Genomic DNA, 17871 nt, shown 5'->3' on the forward strand with positions numbered 1-17871 from the left:
ACAGGACGGAGCCAGACTCGTGCCAAGATCCGTAAAGAAGGGACCGTTCGTCGATCTGCATCTGATGCAGAAGGTCGAACAGATAGTCGCCAGCGGCGGCAGCCGCAAGCCGATCAAGACCTGGTCGCGGCGTTCCACCGTGCTGCCGGACATGGTCGGGCTGACCTTTGCCGTGCACAACGGTCGCCAGCACGTGCCGGTCGTGGTCAACGAAAACATGGTCGGCCACAAGCTGGGCGAGTTCGTGCCCACGCGCACCTACCGCGGCCACGTGGCCGACCGCAAGACGCGCTGAGGCAGTCATGGAAACCTTTGCTTTGATGCGCAATGCGCACATTTCCGCCCAGAAGGGACGGTTGGTGGCCGACCAGGTGCGTGGCATGCCGGTCGACAAGGCGCTGCAGCTGCTGCTGCACAGCACCAAGAAGGCGGCCCACCTGGTCAAGAAAGTGGTCGAGTCGGCGATCGCCAACGCCGAGCACAACAATGGCGCCGACGTGGACGAGCTGCGGATCGCAGCCGTGTGCGTGGACGAGGGACCGTCGATGAAGCGCTTCCATGCCCGCGCGCGCGGTCGCGGCAACCGGATCACGAAGCGTACCTGTCACATCAAGGTCGTCGTCAGCGACCAGAAAAAGGCCAAGGGCTAACCCACATGGGACAGAAAGTTCACCCGACCGGCATCCGACTGGGCGTCGTCAAGGACCATAATTCGCGCTGGTACGCGCAGGGCCGCGCCTTCGCGCAGAACCTGAACGCCGACATCGCCGTGCGGGCCCTGTTGCGCAAGCACCTGGCGCACGCGTCGGTGAGCCGCATCGAGATCGAGCGCCCGGCACAGAACGCGCGCGTGATCATTCACACCGCGCGTCCGGGCATCGTCATCGGCAAGAAAGGCGATGACATCGAGAAGCTGCGTCGGCTGGTTGGCGAGCGGATGGGCATCCCGGTGCACATCAGTGTCGAGGAAATCCGCCGCCCGGAGCTGGACGCCTACCTGGTGGCCGAGAGCGTGGCCCAGCAGCTGGAGCGGCGCATCATGTTCCGCCGCGCCATGCGCCGGGCGGTGACCAATGCCATGCGCCTGCACGCGCAGGGCATCCGCATCAACGTCGGCGGCCGTCTGAACGGCGCCGAGATCGCGCGCAGCGAGTGGTATCGCGAGGGTCGGGTGCCGCTGCACACCTTCCGGGCCAACATCGATTACGGCACCGCCGAGGCCAAGACCACCTACGGGATCATTGGCGTCAAGGTCTGGATTTATAAGGGCGACGGTCCCGAGGGCGCCGACGGCGCTCACGCACCGGGCGCCTGAGATAACAGGAAAGCACCATGTTGCAGCCTAAGCGGACGAAATTCCGCAAACAGTTCAAGGGTCGTAACCGGGGTCTGGCCCTGGTCGGCAACGCCGTCAGCTTCGGCGAGTTCGGCCTCAAGGCGGTCAGCCGTGGGCGGATTACCGCCCGGCAGATCGAGGCTGCGCGGCGGGCCATCAGCCGGCACGTGCGTCGCGGCGGGAAGATCTGGATCCGCATCTTCCCCGACAAGCCGATCTCCAAAAAGCCGCTCGAAGTCCGCATGGGCAAGGGCAAGGGCGCGGTCGAGTACTGGGTCGCCGAGATCCAGCCCGGCAAGGTGCTGTACGAAATGGAAGGTGTCGACGAAGCCGTCGCCCGCGAGGCGATGGCGTTGGCCGCCGCCAAGCTGTCGGTACGCACCACCTTCGTGAAGCGGGGGCTGACGGCATGAAGCTCGCTGAACTGCGCGGCAAGTCGGCCGCCGAACTGAACAAGAAGCTGATCGAGCTGCACCGCGAGCACCTGAATCTGCGGGTACAGCGTGCGACCGGTCAGCTGGCGCAGCCGTCACGTTTCCGTGCCTTGCGGCGCGAAGTGGCGCAAATCAAGACCCTTCTGAAAGAACAGGCTTCGCAGGCAAGCGCATGACGGAAGAAACAGTAAGTGGCCGCACGGTGGTCGGCCGGGTGGTGAGCGACAAGATGGAGAAGTCCATCAGCGTGCTGGTGGAAACCCGCGAGCAACACCCGATCTACAAGAAATACCTGCGTCGTTCGACCAAGTTCCACGCCCACGATGCCGGCAACGAGTGCCGCATCGGTGATCTGGTGCGGATCGAGGAATGCCGGCCGCTGTCCAAGACCAAGACCTGGCGTCTGGTCGAGGTCATCGAGCGGGTCGGCGGTTGAGCGCGCCAGCCAAGCGGAGACGGTCATGATTCAGATGCAAAGCCACCTCGATGTGGCCGACAACAGTGGCGCGCGGCGCGTGATGTGCATCAAGGTGCTGGGTGGGTCCAAGCGGCGTTATGCCGGCGTCGGTGACGTGATCCGCGTGAGCATCAAGGACGCCATTCCGCGCGGCAAGGTCAAGAAGGGCGAGGTCTACCGCGCCGTGGTGGTGCGCACCGTGCATGGTGTGCGGCGCGCGGACGGTTCCAAGATCCGCTTCGACAGCAACGCCGTGGTGTTGCTCAACAATCAGGGTGCGCCGATCGGTACGCGCATCTTCGGGCCGGTGACGCGCGAGTTGCGTACCGAGCAGTTCATGCGTCTGGTGTCGCTGGCACCGGAAGTGCTCTGAGGGATCACGCATGCGCAAGATCAAGCGAGGCGACGAGGTCATCGTCATCACCGGGCGGGACAAGGGCAAGCGCGGCCAGGTGGTGCGCATGGTGGCGGCCGACAAGGTGGTCGTCGAAGGCGTGAACGTGGTCAAGAAGCACGTCAAGCCGAACCCGATGAGCGGGCAGCAGGGCGGCATCCTGGACAAGGAAATGCCGCTGCAGGTGTCCAATGTCGCCTATTTCAACAAGGCCACCCAGCGCGCCGACCGAATCGGCTTTCGGGTGCTCGAAGACGGGCGCAAGGTGCGCTTTACCAAATCCAACGGCGAGGTGGTCGACTAAGGTCGGCCGGTGCACATGACAAGGCTGGAACAATATTACAAGGACGTGGTCGTGGCACGACTGCGAGAGGAACTGGGTATCGCCAACGTGATGGCGGTGCCCAAGCTTCTGAAGGTCACGCTGAACATGGGTGTCGGCGAGGCCGCGGCCGACAAGAAGGCGCTCGACGCCGCCGTCGCCGACATGACCCTGATCAGCGGCCAGAAGCCGCAGGTCACCAAGGCACGCAAGGCGGTGGCGAGCTTCAAGATTCGCGAGGGCTGGCCAATCGGCTGCAAGGTGACCCTGCGCCGGGCGCGCATGTACGAGTTCCTGGATCGCTTCATCACCGTGGCGGCGCCGCGCATCCGCGATTTTCGCGGCCTGTCGCCGCGTGGCTTCGACGGCCGTGGGAACTACAACATGGGCCTGACCGAACAGATCATTTTTCCTGAGATCGATTTCGACAAGGTCGACAAGATTCGCGGCATGGATGTGTCGATCAGCACCACGGCGATCAATGACGAGCACGGTCGGGCGCTGCTGACCGCATTCAACTTTCCCTTCCGGGGCTGAGGACACAGCTGTGGCCAAGACATCCGTAATCAATCGCAACGAAAAGCGCGCCGCGCTGGTGCGCAAGTACGCTGCGCGCCGCGCCGAGCTGAAGGCCGCGGCGGTGAACGTGAACCTGTCCGACGAGCAGCGTTACGCCGCGCAGCTGGCGCTGCAAAAGTTGCCGCGTGACGCCAGTCCGGTGCGGCTGGTCAGCCGCTGCCAGGCCACTGGCCGGGCGCATGGCGTGTACAAGAAATTCGGCCTCGGGCGCAACAAGCTGCGCGAAGCATCCATGCGCGGCGATGTGCCGGGCATGGTCAAGGCCAGCTGGTAAGGCGGAAAAAGCATATGACCATCATGGATCCGATCGCCGACATGCTCACGCGGGTGCGTAATGCACTGGCGCGGCGTTACGCGGAAGTCGTCATGCCGTCTTCGAAAATGAAGATCGCCGTGGCCGAAGTGCTCAAGAGCGAGGGTTTCATCAGCGGCTTTTCGGTTGCCGAGAGCGACGGCAGGCTGGTTCTGACCGTGAGCCTCAAGTACGCCGAAGGCAAGCCGGCCATCCGCAGCCTGCGACGGGCCAGCCGACCCGGGCTGCGCATGTACCGCGGCAAGGACGAACTGCCGCGCGTGCTCGGCGGCTTCGGTGTTGCCATTGTGTCCACGCCGCAGGGCGTGATGTCCGACCGGGCGGCGCGTCGCGCAGGTGTCGGCGGCGAAGTGTTGTGCCTGGTTTCCTGACGGAAAGCTCCCATGTCTAGAGTTGCCAAAAATCCCATCCCCCTGCCCAAGGGCGTCGAGGTGGTGGTGTCCGCCGATCATGTGCAGGTGAAGGGCGCCAAGGGCAGCCTCTCGCAGGCCTTGCACCGCGATGTCGAAGTTTCAAACGACGCCGGCACGCTGCGCATCGGCGTGCGTGAGGAAACGACCGCGGCCTGGGCGCAGGCCGGCACTGCGCGGGCCCTGATCAGCAACATGGTCAAGGGCTGCAGTGAAGGTTTTGCGCGCACGCTGGACCTGGTCGGCGTCGGCTATCGCGTGCAGATGAAGGGGCCAGTGCTGAGCATCGCCGTGGGCTACTCGCACCCGGTTGAGATGGCGGTGCCGGAAGGTTTGCAGGTGGAAACGCCGACCCAGACGCAGGTCGTGGTGCGCGGCGCCGATCGTCAGCGCGTCGGCCAGCTGGCGGCCAATATTCGCGCCGTGCGTCCGCCGGAGCCGTACAAGGGCAAGGGAATTCGATACTCCGACGAAGTCGTGGTCCGTAAAGAGACCAAGAAGAAAAAGTAGTCGGTAACAGCAGGTAAATCGGGCAATGGAAAAGAAGGTCAAGCGTCTGCGGCGCGGACGCGCCACACGGGCGCAGATTCGGAAGCTGGGCGTGACGCGGCTGTGCATTCACCGCACGCCGCAGCACACCTACGCGCAGGTTATCGACGCCAGCGGCGGTCGTGTGCTGGCGGCGGCGAGCACGCTCGAGAAGGCGCTGGCCGAGCAGCTTGGTCACACCGGCAACGTCGAGGCGGCGCGCCTGATCGGCCGGGTGGTGGCCGAGCGTGCCCAGCAGGCGGGCGTGCTAAAGGTTGCGTTCGACCGCAGCGGGTTCATGTATCACGGCCGCGTGAAGGCTCTGGCGGATGCCGCCCGCGAAGCCGGTCTGCAATTCTAGGAGCTGGTCATGGCCCGAGCTGAACAAACATACGAAACCAACGACATCCAGAAGCTGATCAACGTCCGCCGCGTGGCCAAGGTGGTCAAGGGCGGGCGCCAATTCGGCTTTGCTGCGCTGACCGTGGTCGGCGACGGGGATGGGCGGGTCGGCTTCGGGCAGGGCAAGGCCCGCGAAGTGCCGGTCGCCATCCAGAAAGCCATGGACGCCGCGCGGCGGGACATGGTGCGGGTGCCACTCAATGGCGGCACCCTGTATTACCCGATCACCGCCCGTCACGGCGCGGCCAAGGTGTACATGCAGCCGGCTTCCGAGGGCACGGGCATCATCGCCGGCGGCGCCATGCGCGCCGTGTTCGAGGCGCTGGGCGTGCGCGACGTGCTGGCCAAGTGCATCGGCAGCAGCAACCCAGTGAACGTCGTGATGGCCACCATCGCCGGTTTGGTCGGCATGGAATCGCCAGACGCCATCGCCATGCGCCGCGGCCTCAACGTGGAAGACCTGCGGGCATGAACAGCAACACAACCAAGAAAGTGCGCGTCACCCTGGTGCGCAGCCGCTCCGGCCGTGGCCGGGTGCACGATGCCTGTGTTACCGGCCTTGGCCTGCGCCGGATCGGCAGCCAGCGCGAGCTGGAAGACACCCCGGCCGTGCGCGGCATGATTCGCAAGGTCAGCTACCTGCTCAAGGTGGAGGAAGTCTGATGCGTCTTGACACCCTCAAAGCAGCCGAAGGTTCGCGCACGGCGCGTCGGCGTGTGGGGCGCGGTATCGGCTCCGGGCTTGGCAAGACCGCCGGTCGCGGTCACAAGGGCCAGCACGCGCGTGCCGGCGGCTATCACAAGGTCGGCTTCGAAGGCGGCCAGATGCCGCTGCAGCGTCGCCTGCCAAAGCGCGGTTTCAATTCGCGCACCCTGGGCGACAGCGCCGAGGTGCGGTTGTCCGAGCTGCATCTGGTCAAGGCCGAGGTCATCGACCTGGACGCGCTCAAGGTGGCCGGCATCGTGCCCAAGGGCGCCAAGCGGGCCAAGGTCATCGTGTCCGGTGAGCTGGCCGGGCCGGTGCGCCTCAAGGGCGTGGCAGCTACCGCCGGTGCCCGGGCCGTCATCGAGCAGGCCGGCGGGAGCATAGAAGAAGCCTGATGGCTACGCGCGCCGCCAATCCGGCCATGCTCGGCGGGCTCGGCAAGTTCGCCGAGCTGCGGCGGCGGATGCTGTTCGTCATCGGCGCGCTGCTGGTGTTTCGCCTGGGGGCGCACGTGCCGGTGCCGGGCATCAACCCGCAGGCGCTGGCCGCCATGTTCGAGGCCCAGCGCGGAACGGTGCTGGACATGTTCAACATGTTCTCGGGCGGCGCGCTGGAGCGGCTATCGATTTTCGCGCTCGGCGTGATGCCCTACATTTCGGCGTCGATCATCGTGCAGCTGCTCAGCAGTGTGCTGCCGAAGCTCGAAGAGTTGAAGAAGGAGGGCGCCGCAGGGCGCCGCAAGCTGACGCAGTACACGCGTTATGGAACGGTGGTATTGGCAACGTTCCAGGCGCTCGGCATAGCGATTGCGCTGGAGAGCCAGACCGCGGGCGGGATGTCGGTGGTCATCGATCCGGGCTTCGGTTTTCGGTTGATCGCCATATCGACCCTGGTGGCGGGCAGCATGTTTCTGCTGTGGCTGGGCGAGCAGGTAACGGAACGGGGTATCGGCAACGGCATCTCGCTGCTGATTTTCGCCGGTATCGTGGCCGGATTGCCGGGCGCCTTCGGTGGCACGCTCGAGCTGGTCAGCACCGGCGAGATCGGCGGTGCGGTGGTGCTGTTGCTGTTGCTGGTGATTCTGGGCGTGACGGCGTTCGTGGTGTTCGTCGAGCGCGGCCAGCGACGCATAACGGTCAATTACGCGCAGCGTCAGCAGGGGCAGCGCATGTACGCGGCGCAGACCAGCCACCTGCCGCTGAAACTGAACATGGCGGGCGTGATTCCGGCGATTTTTGCGTCCAGCATTCTGCTGTTTCCGTCGACGCTGGCCAGCTGGGCCGGCAGTGGCGACAACGCTCTGTCCTGGTTGCGGCATGTGACCACAGCCCTGTCGCCGGGTCAGCCACTGTACGTGCTGCTGTATGCCGCCGGTATCGTGTTCTTTTGCTTTTTCTATACCGCCGTGGTCTTCAATCCGAAGGACACGGCGGACAACCTGAAGCGTTCCGGCGCATTTTTGCCCGGCGTGCGGCCCGGTGAGCAGACGGCCCGCTACATCGATGGCGTGGTGACGCGCCTGACGGTTGCGGGCGCGGCGTACATCGCGCTGGTGTGCCTGCTGCCGGAGTTCATGATCGTTTACTGGAATGTACCGTTCTATTTCGGTGGGACGTCACTGCTGATCGTGGTCATTACGATCATGGATTTCATGGCGCAGGTGCAGACCCACGTCATGAGCCATCAGTACGAGGGCCTTATGAAGAAGGCCAACCTGAAGGGTCGCGGCACCGGCGGTTTGTTCGGCGCCCGTTAGTTTTGGAGTCACGACAGTGAAAGTTCGCGCATCGGTCAAGAAGCTTTGCCGCAATTGCAAGATCATTCGGCGCAAGGGCGTTGTACGCGTCATTTGTGTCGAAGCCCGGCACAAGCAGCGGCAGGGTTGAGTCGGCCGCGTCGGCCGCAAAGGAATTCTGGAGTTCGGTAAATGGCTCGTATTGCTGGTATCAACATTCCCGACAACAAGCACGCACGCGTTGCCCTGACGTCGATTTATGGCGTGGGCGCGACCCGTGCGCTGGAGATTTGCGCCGCGGCGCAGATCGAGCCGGCACGGCGTATCCGGGATCTGAACGAGGCGGAAGTCGAGGCGCTGCGCCGCGAAGTCGGCAAGCTGACGGTCGAGGGCGACCTGCGGCGTGAGCTTCAGATCAACATCAAGCGCCTGATGGACCTGGGCACGTATCGCGGGCTACGTCACCGCCGGGGTCTGCCGGTGCGCGGTCAGCGCACCCGTACCAACGCCCGCACCCGCAAGGGTCCGCGCAAGCCCATTCGCAAGTAATCGCTAACAGGATCGCCTCATGGCCAAGCCCAACACCAGCAAGACGCGCAAGCGCGTCAAGAAGAACGTTTCGGAAGGCGTGGCGCACGTGCACGCCTCGTTCAACAACACCATCATCACCATCACCGACCGCCAGGGCAACGCCCTGTCGTGGGCCACGGCCGGCTCCTGTGGCTTCAAGGGTTCGCGCAAGAGCACGCCGTTCGCGGCCCAGGTGGCCGCCGACAAGGCCGGCACCAAGGCGCAGGAATTCGGCGTCAAGACGCTGGACGTGGTGGTCAACGGTCCCGGGCCGGGTCGCGATTCGGCGGTGCGGTCCCTGAACAACGGCGGGTTCAAGATCCTGAGCATCACCGACGTGACGCCGATCCCGCACAACGGCTGTCGGCCGCCCAAGAAGCGTCGCGTCTGAGTAGCAGACCGCGGCGGCCGTGCGAAGCGCGGTCAGCCAGTCGCCAGTCCGTCATCGGCAATAGCCAACGCAGCGAGCGTGTCCACCATGCAGTCATCCGTGTACGAGTTTCTGAAGCCCAAGCTGGTCAAGGTCGAGCGCCTCTCGCCGGTGCATTCCAAGGTCACCCTGGAACCGCTGGAGCGCGGCTTCGGCCACACGCTGGGCAATGCCCTGCGGCGGGTCATGCTGTCCTCGCTGCCCGGCGCGGCCATCACCGAGGTGCAGATCGAAGGCGCCCTGCACGAGTTCACTACCCTGGAGGGCATGCAGGAAGACGTCATCGAGCTGTTGCTGAATCTCAAGGGCGTCGCCGTGCGACTGAGTGGTCGGGATGAGGCTACGGTCCGCCTGACTAAGAAGGGCCCCGGCGTGGTCACGGCGGCCGACATCGAGGTCAGCCACGACGTCGAGGTGGTCAACAAGGACGTGTATCTGGCCACCTTGATGGCGGCCGGCAAGCTCGACATGACGCTCACTGTGCGGGTCGGGCGTGGCTATCAGCCGGCAGCGGTTGCCGACGAGGGCGAGGAAGTCCCGTCCATCGGCACGCTGCGTCTGGACGCCCTGTACAGCCCGGTGCGCCAGGTCAGCTACAGCGTCGAGGCGGCGCGTGTCGAGCAGCGCACGGACCTGGACAAGCTGATCATCGACATCGAGTCGAACGGCACCATTGATCCGGAAGAAGCCATCCGGCGCGCGGCCTCGATTCTGTACGAGCAGTTCGCCGTGTTTGTCGAGTTGCGTGGCGGCTCCGCGCCCGGCCAGGGCCGAGAGATGGTGGGCGACATCGACCCGATTCTGGTGCAGCCGGTGGAAGAACTCGAACTGACCGTGCGCTCCGCGAATTGCCTCAAGGCCGAGAACATCCATTTCATCGGCGACCTGATCCAGCGTACCGAGGCGGACTTGCTGCGCACGCCGAATCTTGGCAAGAAATCACTGAACGAAATCAAGGAAATCCTGGCCCGCCACGGCCTGTCGCTGGGGATGCGCCTGGAGGATTGGCCGCCGGCCAATCTGCCGCGGCCGACCGAGATGATTTCCTGACGCCGGCGTTGAACGCGACGAGGTTTTACAGACATGCGACACAGAAAGATCGGCCGAAAGCTGGGCCGTAACAGCAGCCACCGGGTGGCGATGTTCAAGAACATGACCGCTGCCCTGGTGCAGGAAGAATTGATCCGTACCACCTTGCCCAAGGCCAAGGAGCTGCGGCGGGTGATCGAGCCCCTGATCACGCGCGCCAAGGTCGACTCGGTGGCCAATCGCCGCCTGGTGTTCGCCCGCCTGCGTGACAAGGAGGCTGTCAGCAAACTGTTCGGCGAGCTTGGCCCGCGCTACGCGGCACGTCCGGGCGGTTATCTGCGGATTCTCAAGTGTGGCTTCCGTCCCGGTGATGCGGCGCCCATGGCGTACGTTGAACTGGTCGACCGACCGGCCGGCGAGGCGAATGCCGCGGCCGACTGAGCGCGGGGCGAAGGTTGCAGTAAAAAAGCCGGGCCTGTCCCGGCTTTTTTACTTATTGCCCGCGCGAGTTGGGGGCAGGCAGAAATTCGTCCGGTACCGGCCACAGATGCGCTGCCACCAAGGTGCGCCAGGGGGAGAACTGACCCCGACGATTGTCCATGTCGTGGCCCGGCATTCGTCATCGCCGATTGTCGGGTAACTCGGATTGCCGCGCCTCCTGGTCGAGCAGCGCGCGCTTGCGTGCCACGCCCCAGCGATAGCCGGCCAGGCCGCCATCGATGCGCACGAGGCGGTGGCAGGGAATCGCCACTGCCAGCACGTTGGCGGCGCAGGCCCCGGCCACTGCCCGGACCGCCCGTGGCGCGCCGATGCGTTGAGCAAGGTCGGTATAAGTGATCGAACTGCCGGGCGGGATTGCCAGCAATGCCTGCCAGACGCGCTGCTGAAACGCCGTGCCGCGGATGTCCAGCGGCAGGTCGAGGCCCAGGCGCGGCGCCTCCACGAAGCCCACCACCCGGGCCACGAGTTGCTCGAAATCCGCATCGCCGCCGACCAATGAGGCGCGCGGGAAACAGTCCTGCAGGTCGCGCGCCAGCGCATCCGGATCGTCGCCCATGAAAATGGCGCACACGCCGCGCGCACTGGCTGCCACCAGAATCGCCCCCAGCGCGCACTGGCCGATGGCGAAACGTATTTGCGTATTCGCGCCGCCGCCGCGGTAGTCGGTGGGCGTCATCCCCAGGAGCCGGTTCGATTGCTCGTAGAAGCGCCCGCTGGAGTTGTAGCCGGCGCCGTAGATGGCCTCGGTGACCGTGCTGCTGCGGTTCAGCGCGCCGCGCACGCGGCCAGGTCGATGCGCCGCCGCGTAAACCCTCGGCGTCACGCCGGTGACGGCCTTGAAAATGCGATGCAGATGGTAGTTGCTGAGCCCGGCATGTTTCGCCAGCTGGTGCAGGCTTGGCGCCTGTTCCGCTTGCTCAATGAAGCGGCACAGCTCGGTCACCAGGGCCGCGTGCCGCACCGCCAAGGGCGCCTGGTCCGGCTTGCAGCGCTTGCAGGGGCGAAAACCCGCGCGCAGCGCGTCCGTCGCCGTGAGGTGGAACTGCACATTCTCGGGTCGCGCCAACCGAGCGGCGCAGGAGGGCCGGCAGAAAACACCGGTGGTTTTGACCGAGTAGAAAAAGCTGCCATCGGCGGCTGGATCGCGAGCGATGACCGCAGGCCAGCGCGGATCGCTCCGGATGGCGGCGGCGCGGTCTGCCGTGGCGATGGCCCTGTTCATGGTGGATTACTGTGGTTTCAGGGCGGGCACTAGGACGGTAGCCGTTGCCTGAAAACCGGGCACTCCGAATGTTGCTTTTGAATCGATGCTCGGCGATTGCGCCTTCGACGCCGACTCCAGTTGCCAGGGGAGCGCGCGGGATATCCGGGCGCTGAACCGTGGGGTGGCCTGCAAATGGCGCGCCGGTGACCGCAAGCGGCCGGAGGATATCTGACCTGAAGGACCGAGGCGGGCCGACACCGTGGGCGAACAACCCGGAGATTCGAATGCCGGTGCGCGAACCGCAAGCGGCCGCCGGATGGTTCGATCCGCGGCCTGCAAGGTGCCGAAGAATGGTGCCGAGGAGAGGAATCGAACCTCCGACCTACTGATTACGAATCAGTTGCTCTACCGACTGAGCTACCCCGGCGTGGGTACATGCCCGGTCTGCGTGGTCCGGGGACGCGATTATAGGCGGGCGCTTCCGGCACCGTCTAACCTGCGCCGGCACCGGAGGCGACAAATGGCTAGAATGCTGACCACTTCGCCACCTGGCCTGTTCGTGCCCGTTTCTGCAGCCTCTGATCCCCGTCTTGCCGCGCTCAGTGCCTGGCTGGCCCAAAGACTGGCCGGATTCACGCTGGAGCCGGCCTCGGCGGACGCCAGCTTTCGGCGCTATTTCCGCGTGTTTCATTCTGGCGGGACGCTGATTGCCATGGACGCGCCGCCGCCGCAGGAGGACTGCCGGCCGTTCGTCCACGTGGCCGGTCTGCTGCACGCGGCGGGCCTGAACGCGCCGCAGGTTCTGGCAGCGGATGTCGAGCGCGGCTTCCTGCTGCTGAGCGACCTTGGCCGGCATACGTACCTGGAAGTCATCGGCGAACGAAACGCCAATGCGCTGATGGCGGACGCGATCGGCGCCCTGGTGCGTTGGCAGGCGTCCAGCCGACCGGACGTGCTGCCGCCCTACGATGCGGTCTTGCTTGGCCGCGAACTGGACCTGTTCCCGGACTGGTACGTGGCCCGGCATCTGGGTCTGGAGTTCACGCCCGCGCAGACCGCCACCTGGCAGGCGCTGCGCGAGCTGCTGATCGAGCGCGCCTTGGCGCAAAGCCAGGTATTCGTGCACCGCGACTACATGCCCCGCAACCTGATGCCGGGCACCGATGGCCCCGGCGTGCTGGATTTTCAGGATGCCGTCTACGGCCCCGTCAGTTACGACGTGAGCAGCCTGCTGCGCGATGCCTTCCTGTCATGGCCATACCGGCTGGAGGAGCAGTGGCTGTTCGAATACTGGCAGCAGGCGCGCGCTGCCGACGTCGGTGTGCCGGCCAGCTTCGAGCGGTTCCAAACCGATTGCGATTTCATGGGCACGCAGCGGCACCTGAAGGTGCTCGGTATCTTCGCGCGCCTTAACTACCGCGACGGCAAGCCGCGCTACCTGACCGAAGCGCCGCGCTTCGTCGGCTATATCGAGGCCGCGGCCTCGCGCACGCCCGCGTTGGCGCCGGTGGCGCGACTGCTGGTCGATCTGCACGCGCGGGCTGGGGCGTGAAGGCGATGCTTCTGGCCGCCGGTCTTGGCACGCGCATGGGCGAGCTGACGCGCGACCTGCCCAAGCCGCTGCTGGACGTGGACGGCAAGCCTTTGATCGTGCACCTGGTGGAGTCGCTGGTCACAGCGGGCTTTGCCGACCTGGTCGTGAACGTGGCGTACCTTGGCGAGCTGATCGAGGCGGCGCTGGGTGATGGCAGCCGGTTTGGCGCGCGGATCGCCTACTCGCGCGAGCCGGATGGCCCACTCGGCACCGGAGGCGGCGTCAAGCGCGCGTTGCCGCTGCTGGGCACGGCGCCGTTTTTGCTTGTCAATGCCGATGTGCGCAGTGATTACCCGTTTGCACGGTTGCGCCGCCCGCTTGTCGGACAGGCACACCTGGTGCTGGTAGACAACCCGGCCCACAACCCGGCCGGCGACTTCGCCCTGTGCTCCGATGGCCGGCTGGCCAACCAGGGTGAGCCGATGCTGACCTTTGCCGGGCTGAGCGTGCTTGATCCGCGCCTGCTGGAGGGCGCCGGCGAGGGTGCATTCAGTCTGACTCCGCTGCTGCGCGCCGCGGCCGACGCCGGGCAGCTGCGTGGCGAACGCTATGCCGGTACGTGGCTGGACGTCGGCACGCCGGCGCGGCTGGCGCAGGCCCGGACGCCGCATTCATGATCGACGCCATCCAGAGCCTGGTCACCCGGCTGCTCGGGCTGTTTGGTGTCGATCCGCGCTGGCTGGCATGGGCGACGCCAGTGTCGCTGTTGACGCTGCTGGCCACGGCGGCGCTGTTGCCACTGTTGGTAGCCCGCCTGCCGCAGGATTACTTCTACCGTGAGCGCCGCCCGCCGCGGGCGCACAGCGGTCACTGGCTCATGCGCTACGCCCTGCTGATCTTCAAGAACCTGCTGGGCGCCGTGCTGCTGGTGGCTGGGCTGGCCATGATGGTGCTGCCCGGCCCCGGGGTAGTCACGGTGCTGGCGGCATTCGCGTTGCTGAACCTGCCGGGCAAATACCGCCTGGAGCGTTGGCTGGTATCGCGCCCGAAGGTGCGCGCTGCCATCAGCATGATGCGCGAGCGCGCCGGCCAACCGCCGCTGCACCTGCCCTGACGCGCGACCTTTGCTGCGCTTTTCTCGTAAGCTTGCCGTTGACCGGCGCGAGCCGGTCAACCTTATCCACGGAGACCGTTCGAATGATCCGCATTGCCCCGTCCGGCCTGATTGCCATTGCCCTGCTGGCCGTCATGGCCGCCACACGCAGCCACCATTTCACCTCCCTGCTGGGACCGGGTGATGCCACCCTGGCGGCGTTTTTCCTGGGCGGCCTGTTCCTGCGCCGGGCCGGATGGCTGGCGCTGTTTCTTGCAACGGCGGGGTTGGTGGATTTTCTGGCTGTGCAGGCCGGCACCAGCGCCTGGTGCATCACGCCAGGCTACGCCTTGCTGGCCCCGGCCTATGGTGCCCTGTGGCTGGCCGGTCGCCGGTCCACCGGCGCCCTGCAGTCGACCGCCGGGCTGCTGCGCAGCGCGGGCTTGCTGGCCAGTGGCGTCGTGGTCTTTTTCGTGATCTCGAACGTCGGTTTCTATGCCTTCTCCGAAGCCGTCGCAGACCTCAGCGCGATCGACTTCGCCCTGCGCGTGGCTACCTACCTGCCGGGCTATCTGGCGCAGGCGTTCCTCTACAGCAGCGCCGGACTGGCGCTTGGCGCATGGACTGATCCGCGGCGGCCGCACCCAGGCCGCCGCCTGACCGCTCCGGGCAAGGTCGCATGGGCAAGCGCCTGACCCGCATCTACACGCGTACCGGCGACCAGGGCAGCACCGGCCTCGGTGACGGCTCGCGGGTGGCCAAGGATGCCGCCCGGGTCGAGGCCTACGGCACGGTCGACGAGCTCAACAGCGTGGTCGGCATGCTGCGCACGCATGCGCTGCCCGGGCCGATGGACAGCTGGCTGAGCGAAATCCAGCACCGGCTGTTTGACCTGGGCGGTGAGCTGTGCATTCCCGGTCACACCATCATCAGCGACGCTCATGTCACGTCGCTGGAGCAGTGGCTGGACCGGCTCAACGACGACCTGGAACCGCTGGCCGATTTCATCCTGCCGGGCGGCAGTCCGGCCGCCGCGGTGTGCCACCTGGCACGCACGGTGTGCCGCCGCGCCGAACGGCGGGTGGTGACGCTGCAGGCGCAGGAGCCGGTCAACGGTCCGGCGCTGCGTTACCTCAACCGCCTCTCGGACCTGCTGTTCGTGATGTCGCGCAGCCTGAACCGCGCCGTCGGGGTGCCGGACGTGCTCTGGCAGCGTCCGGCTTCGTGAGAGCCGGCAGCTAGGGAAACAGTGCCCGGCGCGGGTCGAGCGGCAATTCGCTCGCCAGGCGTTGGTACAGCTCGCGCGCGGCGTCGGTCAATGCCGGCGGGGTCACCATCTTGAGCACCACGTATTGATCGCCCGGCGTTGGCGTCGTCGGCAGGCCGCGGCCGCGCAGGCGCAGCTTGTCGCCGCTTTGCGAGCCGGCCGGTATGTTCAGCTCGACCGTGCCGCCCAGCGTCGGCACCTTGACCGTGGCGCCCAGCGCCGCTTCCCAGGGCGTGATCGGCAGGTCCAGGTACAGGTCAGCGCCCTCCAGGCGATACAGCCGGTGCGGCGCGAACTCGATTTCCAGATACAGATCACCGCCGTTGCTGCCCTGACCGGCGAGGCGAATACGCTGACCGGCGCGCACGCCCTTGGGGATTCGCACTTCGAGCGCGCGGCTGCGCCCGCCGGGCTGGCTCAGGTTAACCGCCCGACTGCTGCCGTGAAAGGCGTCCTCGAGCGTGATCTGTACCCGCGCCTGTTGGTCCTCGCCGCGTGCTGGCCGGTGCTGCGGGCCGTGTCCGCCGGCAAAGCCACGCCCGAACAGGCTGTCGAAAAAATCGCTGAAGCCGGCGCCACCGCCGCTACTGCGAAACTCGAAACCCTCGCCGCCACGCCAGCCCGGCGGGGGCGAGAAGCCCTGGCCGGCCTGCCAGTTGCTGCCCAGCTGGTCGTAGGCGGCGCGCTTGTTGGCGTCCTTGAGTACCTCGTAGGCTTCGGCCACGTCCTTGAAGCGGTTCTCGGCGTTCGCCTCCTTGCTGACGTCCGGGTGATATTTGCGCGCCAGCTTGCGGTAGGCGCGCTTGATGTCCTCGGTGCTGGCGTCGCGCGCCACGCCCAGGGTCTTGTAGTAATCCTTGTATTCCATCGCCACTCGGGAATGGGGAAAGCCTGCCCGCCGAGAGCCGGTCGGGCGCCGTCGTCGGCGGGTAGGCCAGTGTAGTCGGGCTCAGGCGCTGACCGGGATGCGGCGTGCCATGACCTTGGCGAGCTTGGGGATCGACACCTGCAGCACGCCGTCCTGGGCATGCGCGGCGACCTGCTCCACGTCGACCGACTCGGGCACGCTGAAGCGGCGCACGAAGCGCCCGCGTGGCCGCTCCGCACGCCGGTAACCGGCGGCCTCGTCGGGCGCAATCGCCGGCCGCTCGCCGGTGATGGTCAGCACACCCTGTTCGAGGTTGATGTCGACCGCATCGGGCGGCACGCCCGGCAGATCGACACACACCAGGTAGCGGTCGGCTTCCTCGCGCACGTCCACGGCCGGCGACCAGTCGCTGCCGGACAGGCTCGCGGCGCCGTCCTCGCGCAGCGGGCTGGCGCTGAACAGGCGCTCCATTTCGCGCTGCAGCTCGCCCAGCAGTCCGTGAGGCTGATGTCTGACAATACTCATGGAAAACCTCCTGTCCGTTGGAGCGGGCGTACCGGTGCCCGCTACGATGCAGAAGGTGTGGGTTGGCCGGAGCTTTTCAAGCGCCCCGGCCGGCTATCTGCGGCAGGCGTCGGTCAGATCCCGAACATCACGCCAAGGCCCAGGTACGAGATGCGGTCGTCATAGAACTGCCCGTGCGGCGAATACCCGCGGTAGCCATCGATCGACAGGCGCAGGAAGTGATCCGAGTGTGGGGCGTCGAACTGCATGCCGACCTTCAGGCTGCGATCGATGGACCAGTCGTGTTCGGCGTAGGACTTCAGGTCGAGGCCCGCGAACGGACGCCCGCGCAGCCCCGGCACCAGCGTGGTGGCCGTTGCGCTGAAGTACTCGATGCCGGCGTGCGCCATCAGCCGGTCAAGGTCGGCCGGCTCCCGGTGCAGCAGCACTTCGCCCCCGCCGTAGATGCGAAACGGCGTCAGGTCGTAGGCGATCAGGCCCTCCAGCGCCTCGAAGCTCAGGTTGACGCGTTCCGGCGCGGCGTTGAGCAGGAACTCGTCGCCCAGGTGCGAACTCTGGTGATACAGGCGCAGCCGGCCGCTGGTGTTGCCCTGGCGCCAAGTCAGTGGCATGCCCACCGTGTAGTCGGCGTTGATCAGGTCGAACGAGTCGGCTTCCAGGTTGAACAGGCCGAACAGTCCACCGGAGATGCCCACGTTCCAGCCGTTGCCGGCCTCATCGATGCGGCCATAGACCGGGAAATTGGCGCCATAGCCGACCTCGGCCAGCCATAGCGTGTCGGTGCTCGTGTCGTAATGCCGCGAGGACACGAAAAAGCGCGGCTCCTTGGGGTCGGCCAGGGACGGTCGAAACAGTTCGGTGGTCGGGAACCAGCGGCCCGGTGTCGATCCCGCCGGCTCGCTCGCGCTGGCCACCCGCACCTTGCGCACGCCGCCGATGGCGGCCAGTGCCTCCTGCGCGGCCGCTGCGTCGTCGTGTTCCCGGGCATCCAGTCGCATGCGGCCCTCGGATACGTCAAGGGTGTAACTGCCCGGCTGCCAGCCGAGGCGTTGCTCGAGCACTGCCGCCGCGTAGCCGGCAAGGTAGGCATCGTTGGGCGCGGCTGGGGCGGCCACGGCGGCCGTGCCGGCAAGCAAGGCCAGTCCGGCCAGGATCGGATTGTGAATACGCATGAAGGCTCCTTCGAAATAGGGGGCGTCGGAGGCGGCGACGGGATGTCGGCGCACGATCCACGA

Annotated in this window: 31 protein-coding genes and 1 tRNA gene; 27 read left to right on the forward strand and 5 right to left on the reverse strand. The window is 66.2% G+C overall.

What is annotated here, in order from left to right:
- Positions 1-19: 19 nt before the first annotated feature.
- The 22 genes from rpsS to rplQ all read left to right on the forward strand — a co-directional run bounded on the left by rpsS (position 20) and on the right by rplQ (position 10085).
- Entirely contained in the window at positions 20-295 is a 276-nt protein-coding gene (gene rpsS / locus PG2T_RS11695; RefSeq protein ID WP_068805633.1) for a 30S ribosomal protein S19, read from the forward strand.
- Between the two features lie 7 nt (positions 296-302).
- Positions 303-650 (forward strand): 50S ribosomal protein L22, encoded by a 348-nt coding sequence (gene rplV, locus PG2T_RS11700; protein WP_068805636.1) that lies wholly within the window; start codon positions 303-305, stop codon positions 648-650.
- Between the two features lie 5 nt (positions 651-655).
- Positions 656-1315 carry a 30S ribosomal protein S3 gene (gene rpsC / locus PG2T_RS11705; RefSeq protein ID WP_068805639.1) on the forward strand — a complete coding sequence of 220 codons (660 nt, stop codon included), beginning with the start codon at positions 656-658 and terminating at the stop codon, positions 1313-1315.
- 17 nt (positions 1316-1332) lie between these two features.
- Entirely contained in the window at positions 1333-1749 is a 417-nt protein-coding gene (gene rplP / locus PG2T_RS11710) for a 50S ribosomal protein L16 (protein WP_068805642.1), read from the forward strand.
- Positions 1746-1946: a 50S ribosomal protein L29 gene (gene rpmC / locus PG2T_RS11715; protein WP_068805645.1), complete on the forward strand. Its 201-nt coding sequence runs from the start codon at positions 1746-1748 to the stop codon at positions 1944-1946. Before rplP ends, rpmC begins: the two co-directional genes overlap by 4 nt.
- Complete coding sequence (gene rpsQ, locus PG2T_RS11720; RefSeq protein WP_068805648.1) at positions 1943-2206, forward strand: 30S ribosomal protein S17; 264 nt, start codon at positions 1943-1945, stop codon at positions 2204-2206. The genes rpmC and rpsQ overlap by 4 nt, the downstream gene beginning before the upstream one ends.
- 25 nt (positions 2207-2231) lie before the next feature.
- Positions 2232-2600 (forward strand): 50S ribosomal protein L14, encoded by a 369-nt coding sequence (rplN, locus tag PG2T_RS11725; protein ID WP_068805651.1) that lies wholly within the window; start codon positions 2232-2234, stop codon positions 2598-2600.
- Positions 2601-2610: 10 nt separating this feature from the next.
- Positions 2611-2925, forward strand: coding sequence for a 50S ribosomal protein L24 (gene rplX / locus PG2T_RS11730; protein WP_068805654.1), 315 nt, complete (start codon positions 2611-2613; stop codon positions 2923-2925).
- 15 nt (positions 2926-2940) lie between these two features.
- Complete coding sequence (gene rplE / locus PG2T_RS11735) at positions 2941-3480, forward strand: 50S ribosomal protein L5 (protein WP_068805657.1); 540 nt, start codon at positions 2941-2943, stop codon at positions 3478-3480.
- Positions 3481-3490: 10 nt separating this feature from the next.
- On the forward strand, positions 3491-3796 hold the full coding sequence (gene rpsN, locus PG2T_RS11740) for a 30S ribosomal protein S14 (RefSeq protein ID WP_068805659.1): 306 nt from the start codon (positions 3491-3493) through the stop codon (positions 3794-3796).
- Between the two features lie 14 nt (positions 3797-3810).
- Positions 3811-4206 (forward strand): 30S ribosomal protein S8, encoded by a 396-nt coding sequence (gene rpsH, locus PG2T_RS11745; protein WP_068805663.1) that lies wholly within the window; start codon positions 3811-3813, stop codon positions 4204-4206.
- A 12-nt stretch (positions 4207-4218) separates the two neighbouring features.
- Complete coding sequence (rplF, locus tag PG2T_RS11750) at positions 4219-4755, forward strand: 50S ribosomal protein L6 (RefSeq protein WP_068805667.1); 537 nt, start codon at positions 4219-4221, stop codon at positions 4753-4755.
- A 25-nt stretch (positions 4756-4780) separates the two neighbouring features.
- Positions 4781-5134 (forward strand): 50S ribosomal protein L18, encoded by a 354-nt coding sequence (rplR, locus tag PG2T_RS11755; protein WP_068805671.1) that lies wholly within the window; start codon positions 4781-4783, stop codon positions 5132-5134.
- A gap of 9 nt (positions 5135-5143) precedes the next feature.
- Positions 5144-5647, forward strand: a complete 504-nt coding sequence (rpsE, locus tag PG2T_RS11760) for a 30S ribosomal protein S5 (RefSeq protein ID WP_068805674.1) — start codon at positions 5144-5146, stop codon at positions 5645-5647.
- Complete coding sequence (rpmD, locus tag PG2T_RS11765) at positions 5644-5838, forward strand: 50S ribosomal protein L30 (RefSeq protein ID WP_068805677.1); 195 nt, start codon at positions 5644-5646, stop codon at positions 5836-5838. The genes rpsE and rpmD overlap by 4 nt, the downstream gene beginning before the upstream one ends.
- Positions 5838-6275 carry a 50S ribosomal protein L15 gene (rplO, locus tag PG2T_RS11770; protein WP_068805679.1) on the forward strand — a complete coding sequence of 146 codons (438 nt, stop codon included), beginning with the start codon at positions 5838-5840 and terminating at the stop codon, positions 6273-6275. The genes rpmD and rplO overlap by 1 nt, the downstream gene beginning before the upstream one ends.
- On the forward strand, positions 6275-7636 hold the full coding sequence (gene secY, locus PG2T_RS11775; protein ID WP_068805682.1) for a preprotein translocase subunit SecY: 1362 nt from the start codon (positions 6275-6277) through the stop codon (positions 7634-7636). Before rplO ends, secY begins: the two co-directional genes overlap by 1 nt.
- Positions 7637-7652: 16 nt before the next feature.
- A complete protein-coding gene (gene rpmJ / locus PG2T_RS15585) occupies positions 7653-7766 on the forward strand; it encodes a 50S ribosomal protein L36 (protein ID WP_075968177.1) in 114 nt (37 codons plus the stop codon).
- 41 nt (positions 7767-7807) lie between these two features.
- Positions 7808-8164, forward strand: coding sequence for a 30S ribosomal protein S13 (rpsM, locus tag PG2T_RS11780; protein WP_068805685.1), 357 nt, complete (start codon positions 7808-7810; stop codon positions 8162-8164).
- Positions 8165-8183: 19 nt separating this feature from the next.
- Complete coding sequence (rpsK, locus tag PG2T_RS11785; protein ID WP_068805691.1) at positions 8184-8576, forward strand: 30S ribosomal protein S11; 393 nt, start codon at positions 8184-8186, stop codon at positions 8574-8576.
- 87 nt (positions 8577-8663) lie between these two features.
- Positions 8664-9665, forward strand: coding sequence for a DNA-directed RNA polymerase subunit alpha (locus tag PG2T_RS11790; RefSeq protein ID WP_068805694.1), 1002 nt, complete (start codon positions 8664-8666; stop codon positions 9663-9665).
- Between the two features lie 33 nt (positions 9666-9698).
- On the forward strand, positions 9699-10085 hold the full coding sequence (rplQ, locus tag PG2T_RS11795) for a 50S ribosomal protein L17 (RefSeq protein WP_068805697.1): 387 nt from the start codon (positions 9699-9701) through the stop codon (positions 10083-10085).
- Positions 10086-10263: 178 nt separating this feature from the next.
- On the opposite strand, the gene ada is transcribed toward rplQ, so the two are convergent.
- Both ada and PG2T_RS11805 read right to left on the reverse strand, forming a co-directional pair.
- Positions 10264-11367, reverse strand: a complete 1104-nt coding sequence (ada, locus tag PG2T_RS11800) for a bifunctional DNA-binding transcriptional regulator/O6-methylguanine-DNA methyltransferase Ada (protein ID WP_068805699.1) — start codon at positions 11365-11367, stop codon at positions 10264-10266.
- Positions 11368-11700: 333 nt separating this feature from the next.
- Positions 11701-11776 (reverse strand) — tRNA-Thr (locus tag PG2T_RS11805).
- Positions 11777-11869: 93 nt separating this feature from the next.
- On the opposite strand from PG2T_RS11805, the gene PG2T_RS11810 reads away from it, so the two are divergent.
- The 5 genes from PG2T_RS11810 to PG2T_RS11830 all read left to right on the forward strand — a co-directional run bounded on the left by PG2T_RS11810 (position 11870) and on the right by PG2T_RS11830 (position 15204).
- On the forward strand, positions 11870-12901 hold the full coding sequence (locus PG2T_RS11810) for an aminoglycoside phosphotransferase family protein (protein ID WP_083214901.1): 1032 nt from the start codon (positions 11870-11872) through the stop codon (positions 12899-12901).
- Positions 12898-13560 carry an N-acetylmuramate alpha-1-phosphate uridylyltransferase MurU gene (murU, locus tag PG2T_RS11815; protein ID WP_068805705.1) on the forward strand — a complete coding sequence of 221 codons (663 nt, stop codon included), beginning with the start codon at positions 12898-12900 and terminating at the stop codon, positions 13558-13560. The genes PG2T_RS11810 and murU overlap by 4 nt, the downstream gene beginning before the upstream one ends.
- The gene (locus PG2T_RS11820) at positions 13557-13997 is read left to right on the forward strand and encodes a PGPGW domain-containing protein (RefSeq protein WP_083214902.1); all 441 of its coding nucleotides are present in this window, start codon (positions 13557-13559) and stop codon (positions 13995-13997) included. Before murU ends, PG2T_RS11820 begins: the two co-directional genes overlap by 4 nt.
- A gap of 83 nt (positions 13998-14080) precedes the next feature.
- Positions 14081-14671: a hypothetical protein gene (locus PG2T_RS11825; protein WP_068805708.1), complete on the forward strand. Its 591-nt coding sequence runs from the start codon at positions 14081-14083 to the stop codon at positions 14669-14671.
- On the forward strand, positions 14656-15204 hold the full coding sequence (locus tag PG2T_RS11830) for a cob(I)yrinic acid a,c-diamide adenosyltransferase (RefSeq protein ID WP_068805712.1): 549 nt from the start codon (positions 14656-14658) through the stop codon (positions 15202-15204). The genes PG2T_RS11825 and PG2T_RS11830 overlap by 16 nt, the downstream gene beginning before the upstream one ends.
- 10 nt (positions 15205-15214) lie before the next feature.
- Here the strand turns inward: PG2T_RS11830 and PG2T_RS11835 are convergent, their stop codons facing one another.
- The 3 genes from PG2T_RS11835 to PG2T_RS11845 form a co-directional block, all read right to left on the reverse strand.
- The gene (locus PG2T_RS11835) at positions 15215-16111 is read right to left on the reverse strand and encodes a DnaJ C-terminal domain-containing protein (protein ID WP_068805715.1); all 897 of its coding nucleotides are present in this window, start codon (positions 16109-16111) and stop codon (positions 15215-15217) included.
- A gap of 81 nt (positions 16112-16192) precedes the next feature.
- Entirely contained in the window at positions 16193-16636 is a 444-nt protein-coding gene (locus PG2T_RS11840; RefSeq protein ID WP_068805717.1) for an Hsp20/alpha crystallin family protein, read from the reverse strand.
- A 113-nt stretch (positions 16637-16749) separates the two neighbouring features.
- Complete coding sequence (locus PG2T_RS11845; RefSeq protein ID WP_068805720.1) at positions 16750-17808, reverse strand: DUF1207 domain-containing protein; 1059 nt, start codon at positions 17806-17808, stop codon at positions 16750-16752.
- Positions 17809-17871: the final 63 nt, after the last annotated feature.

It is taken from the genome of Immundisolibacter cernigliae (genome assembly GCF_001697225.1).
In the GTDB taxonomy this organism is placed as follows: domain Bacteria; phylum Pseudomonadota; class Gammaproteobacteria; order Immundisolibacterales; family Immundisolibacteraceae; genus Immundisolibacter; species Immundisolibacter cernigliae.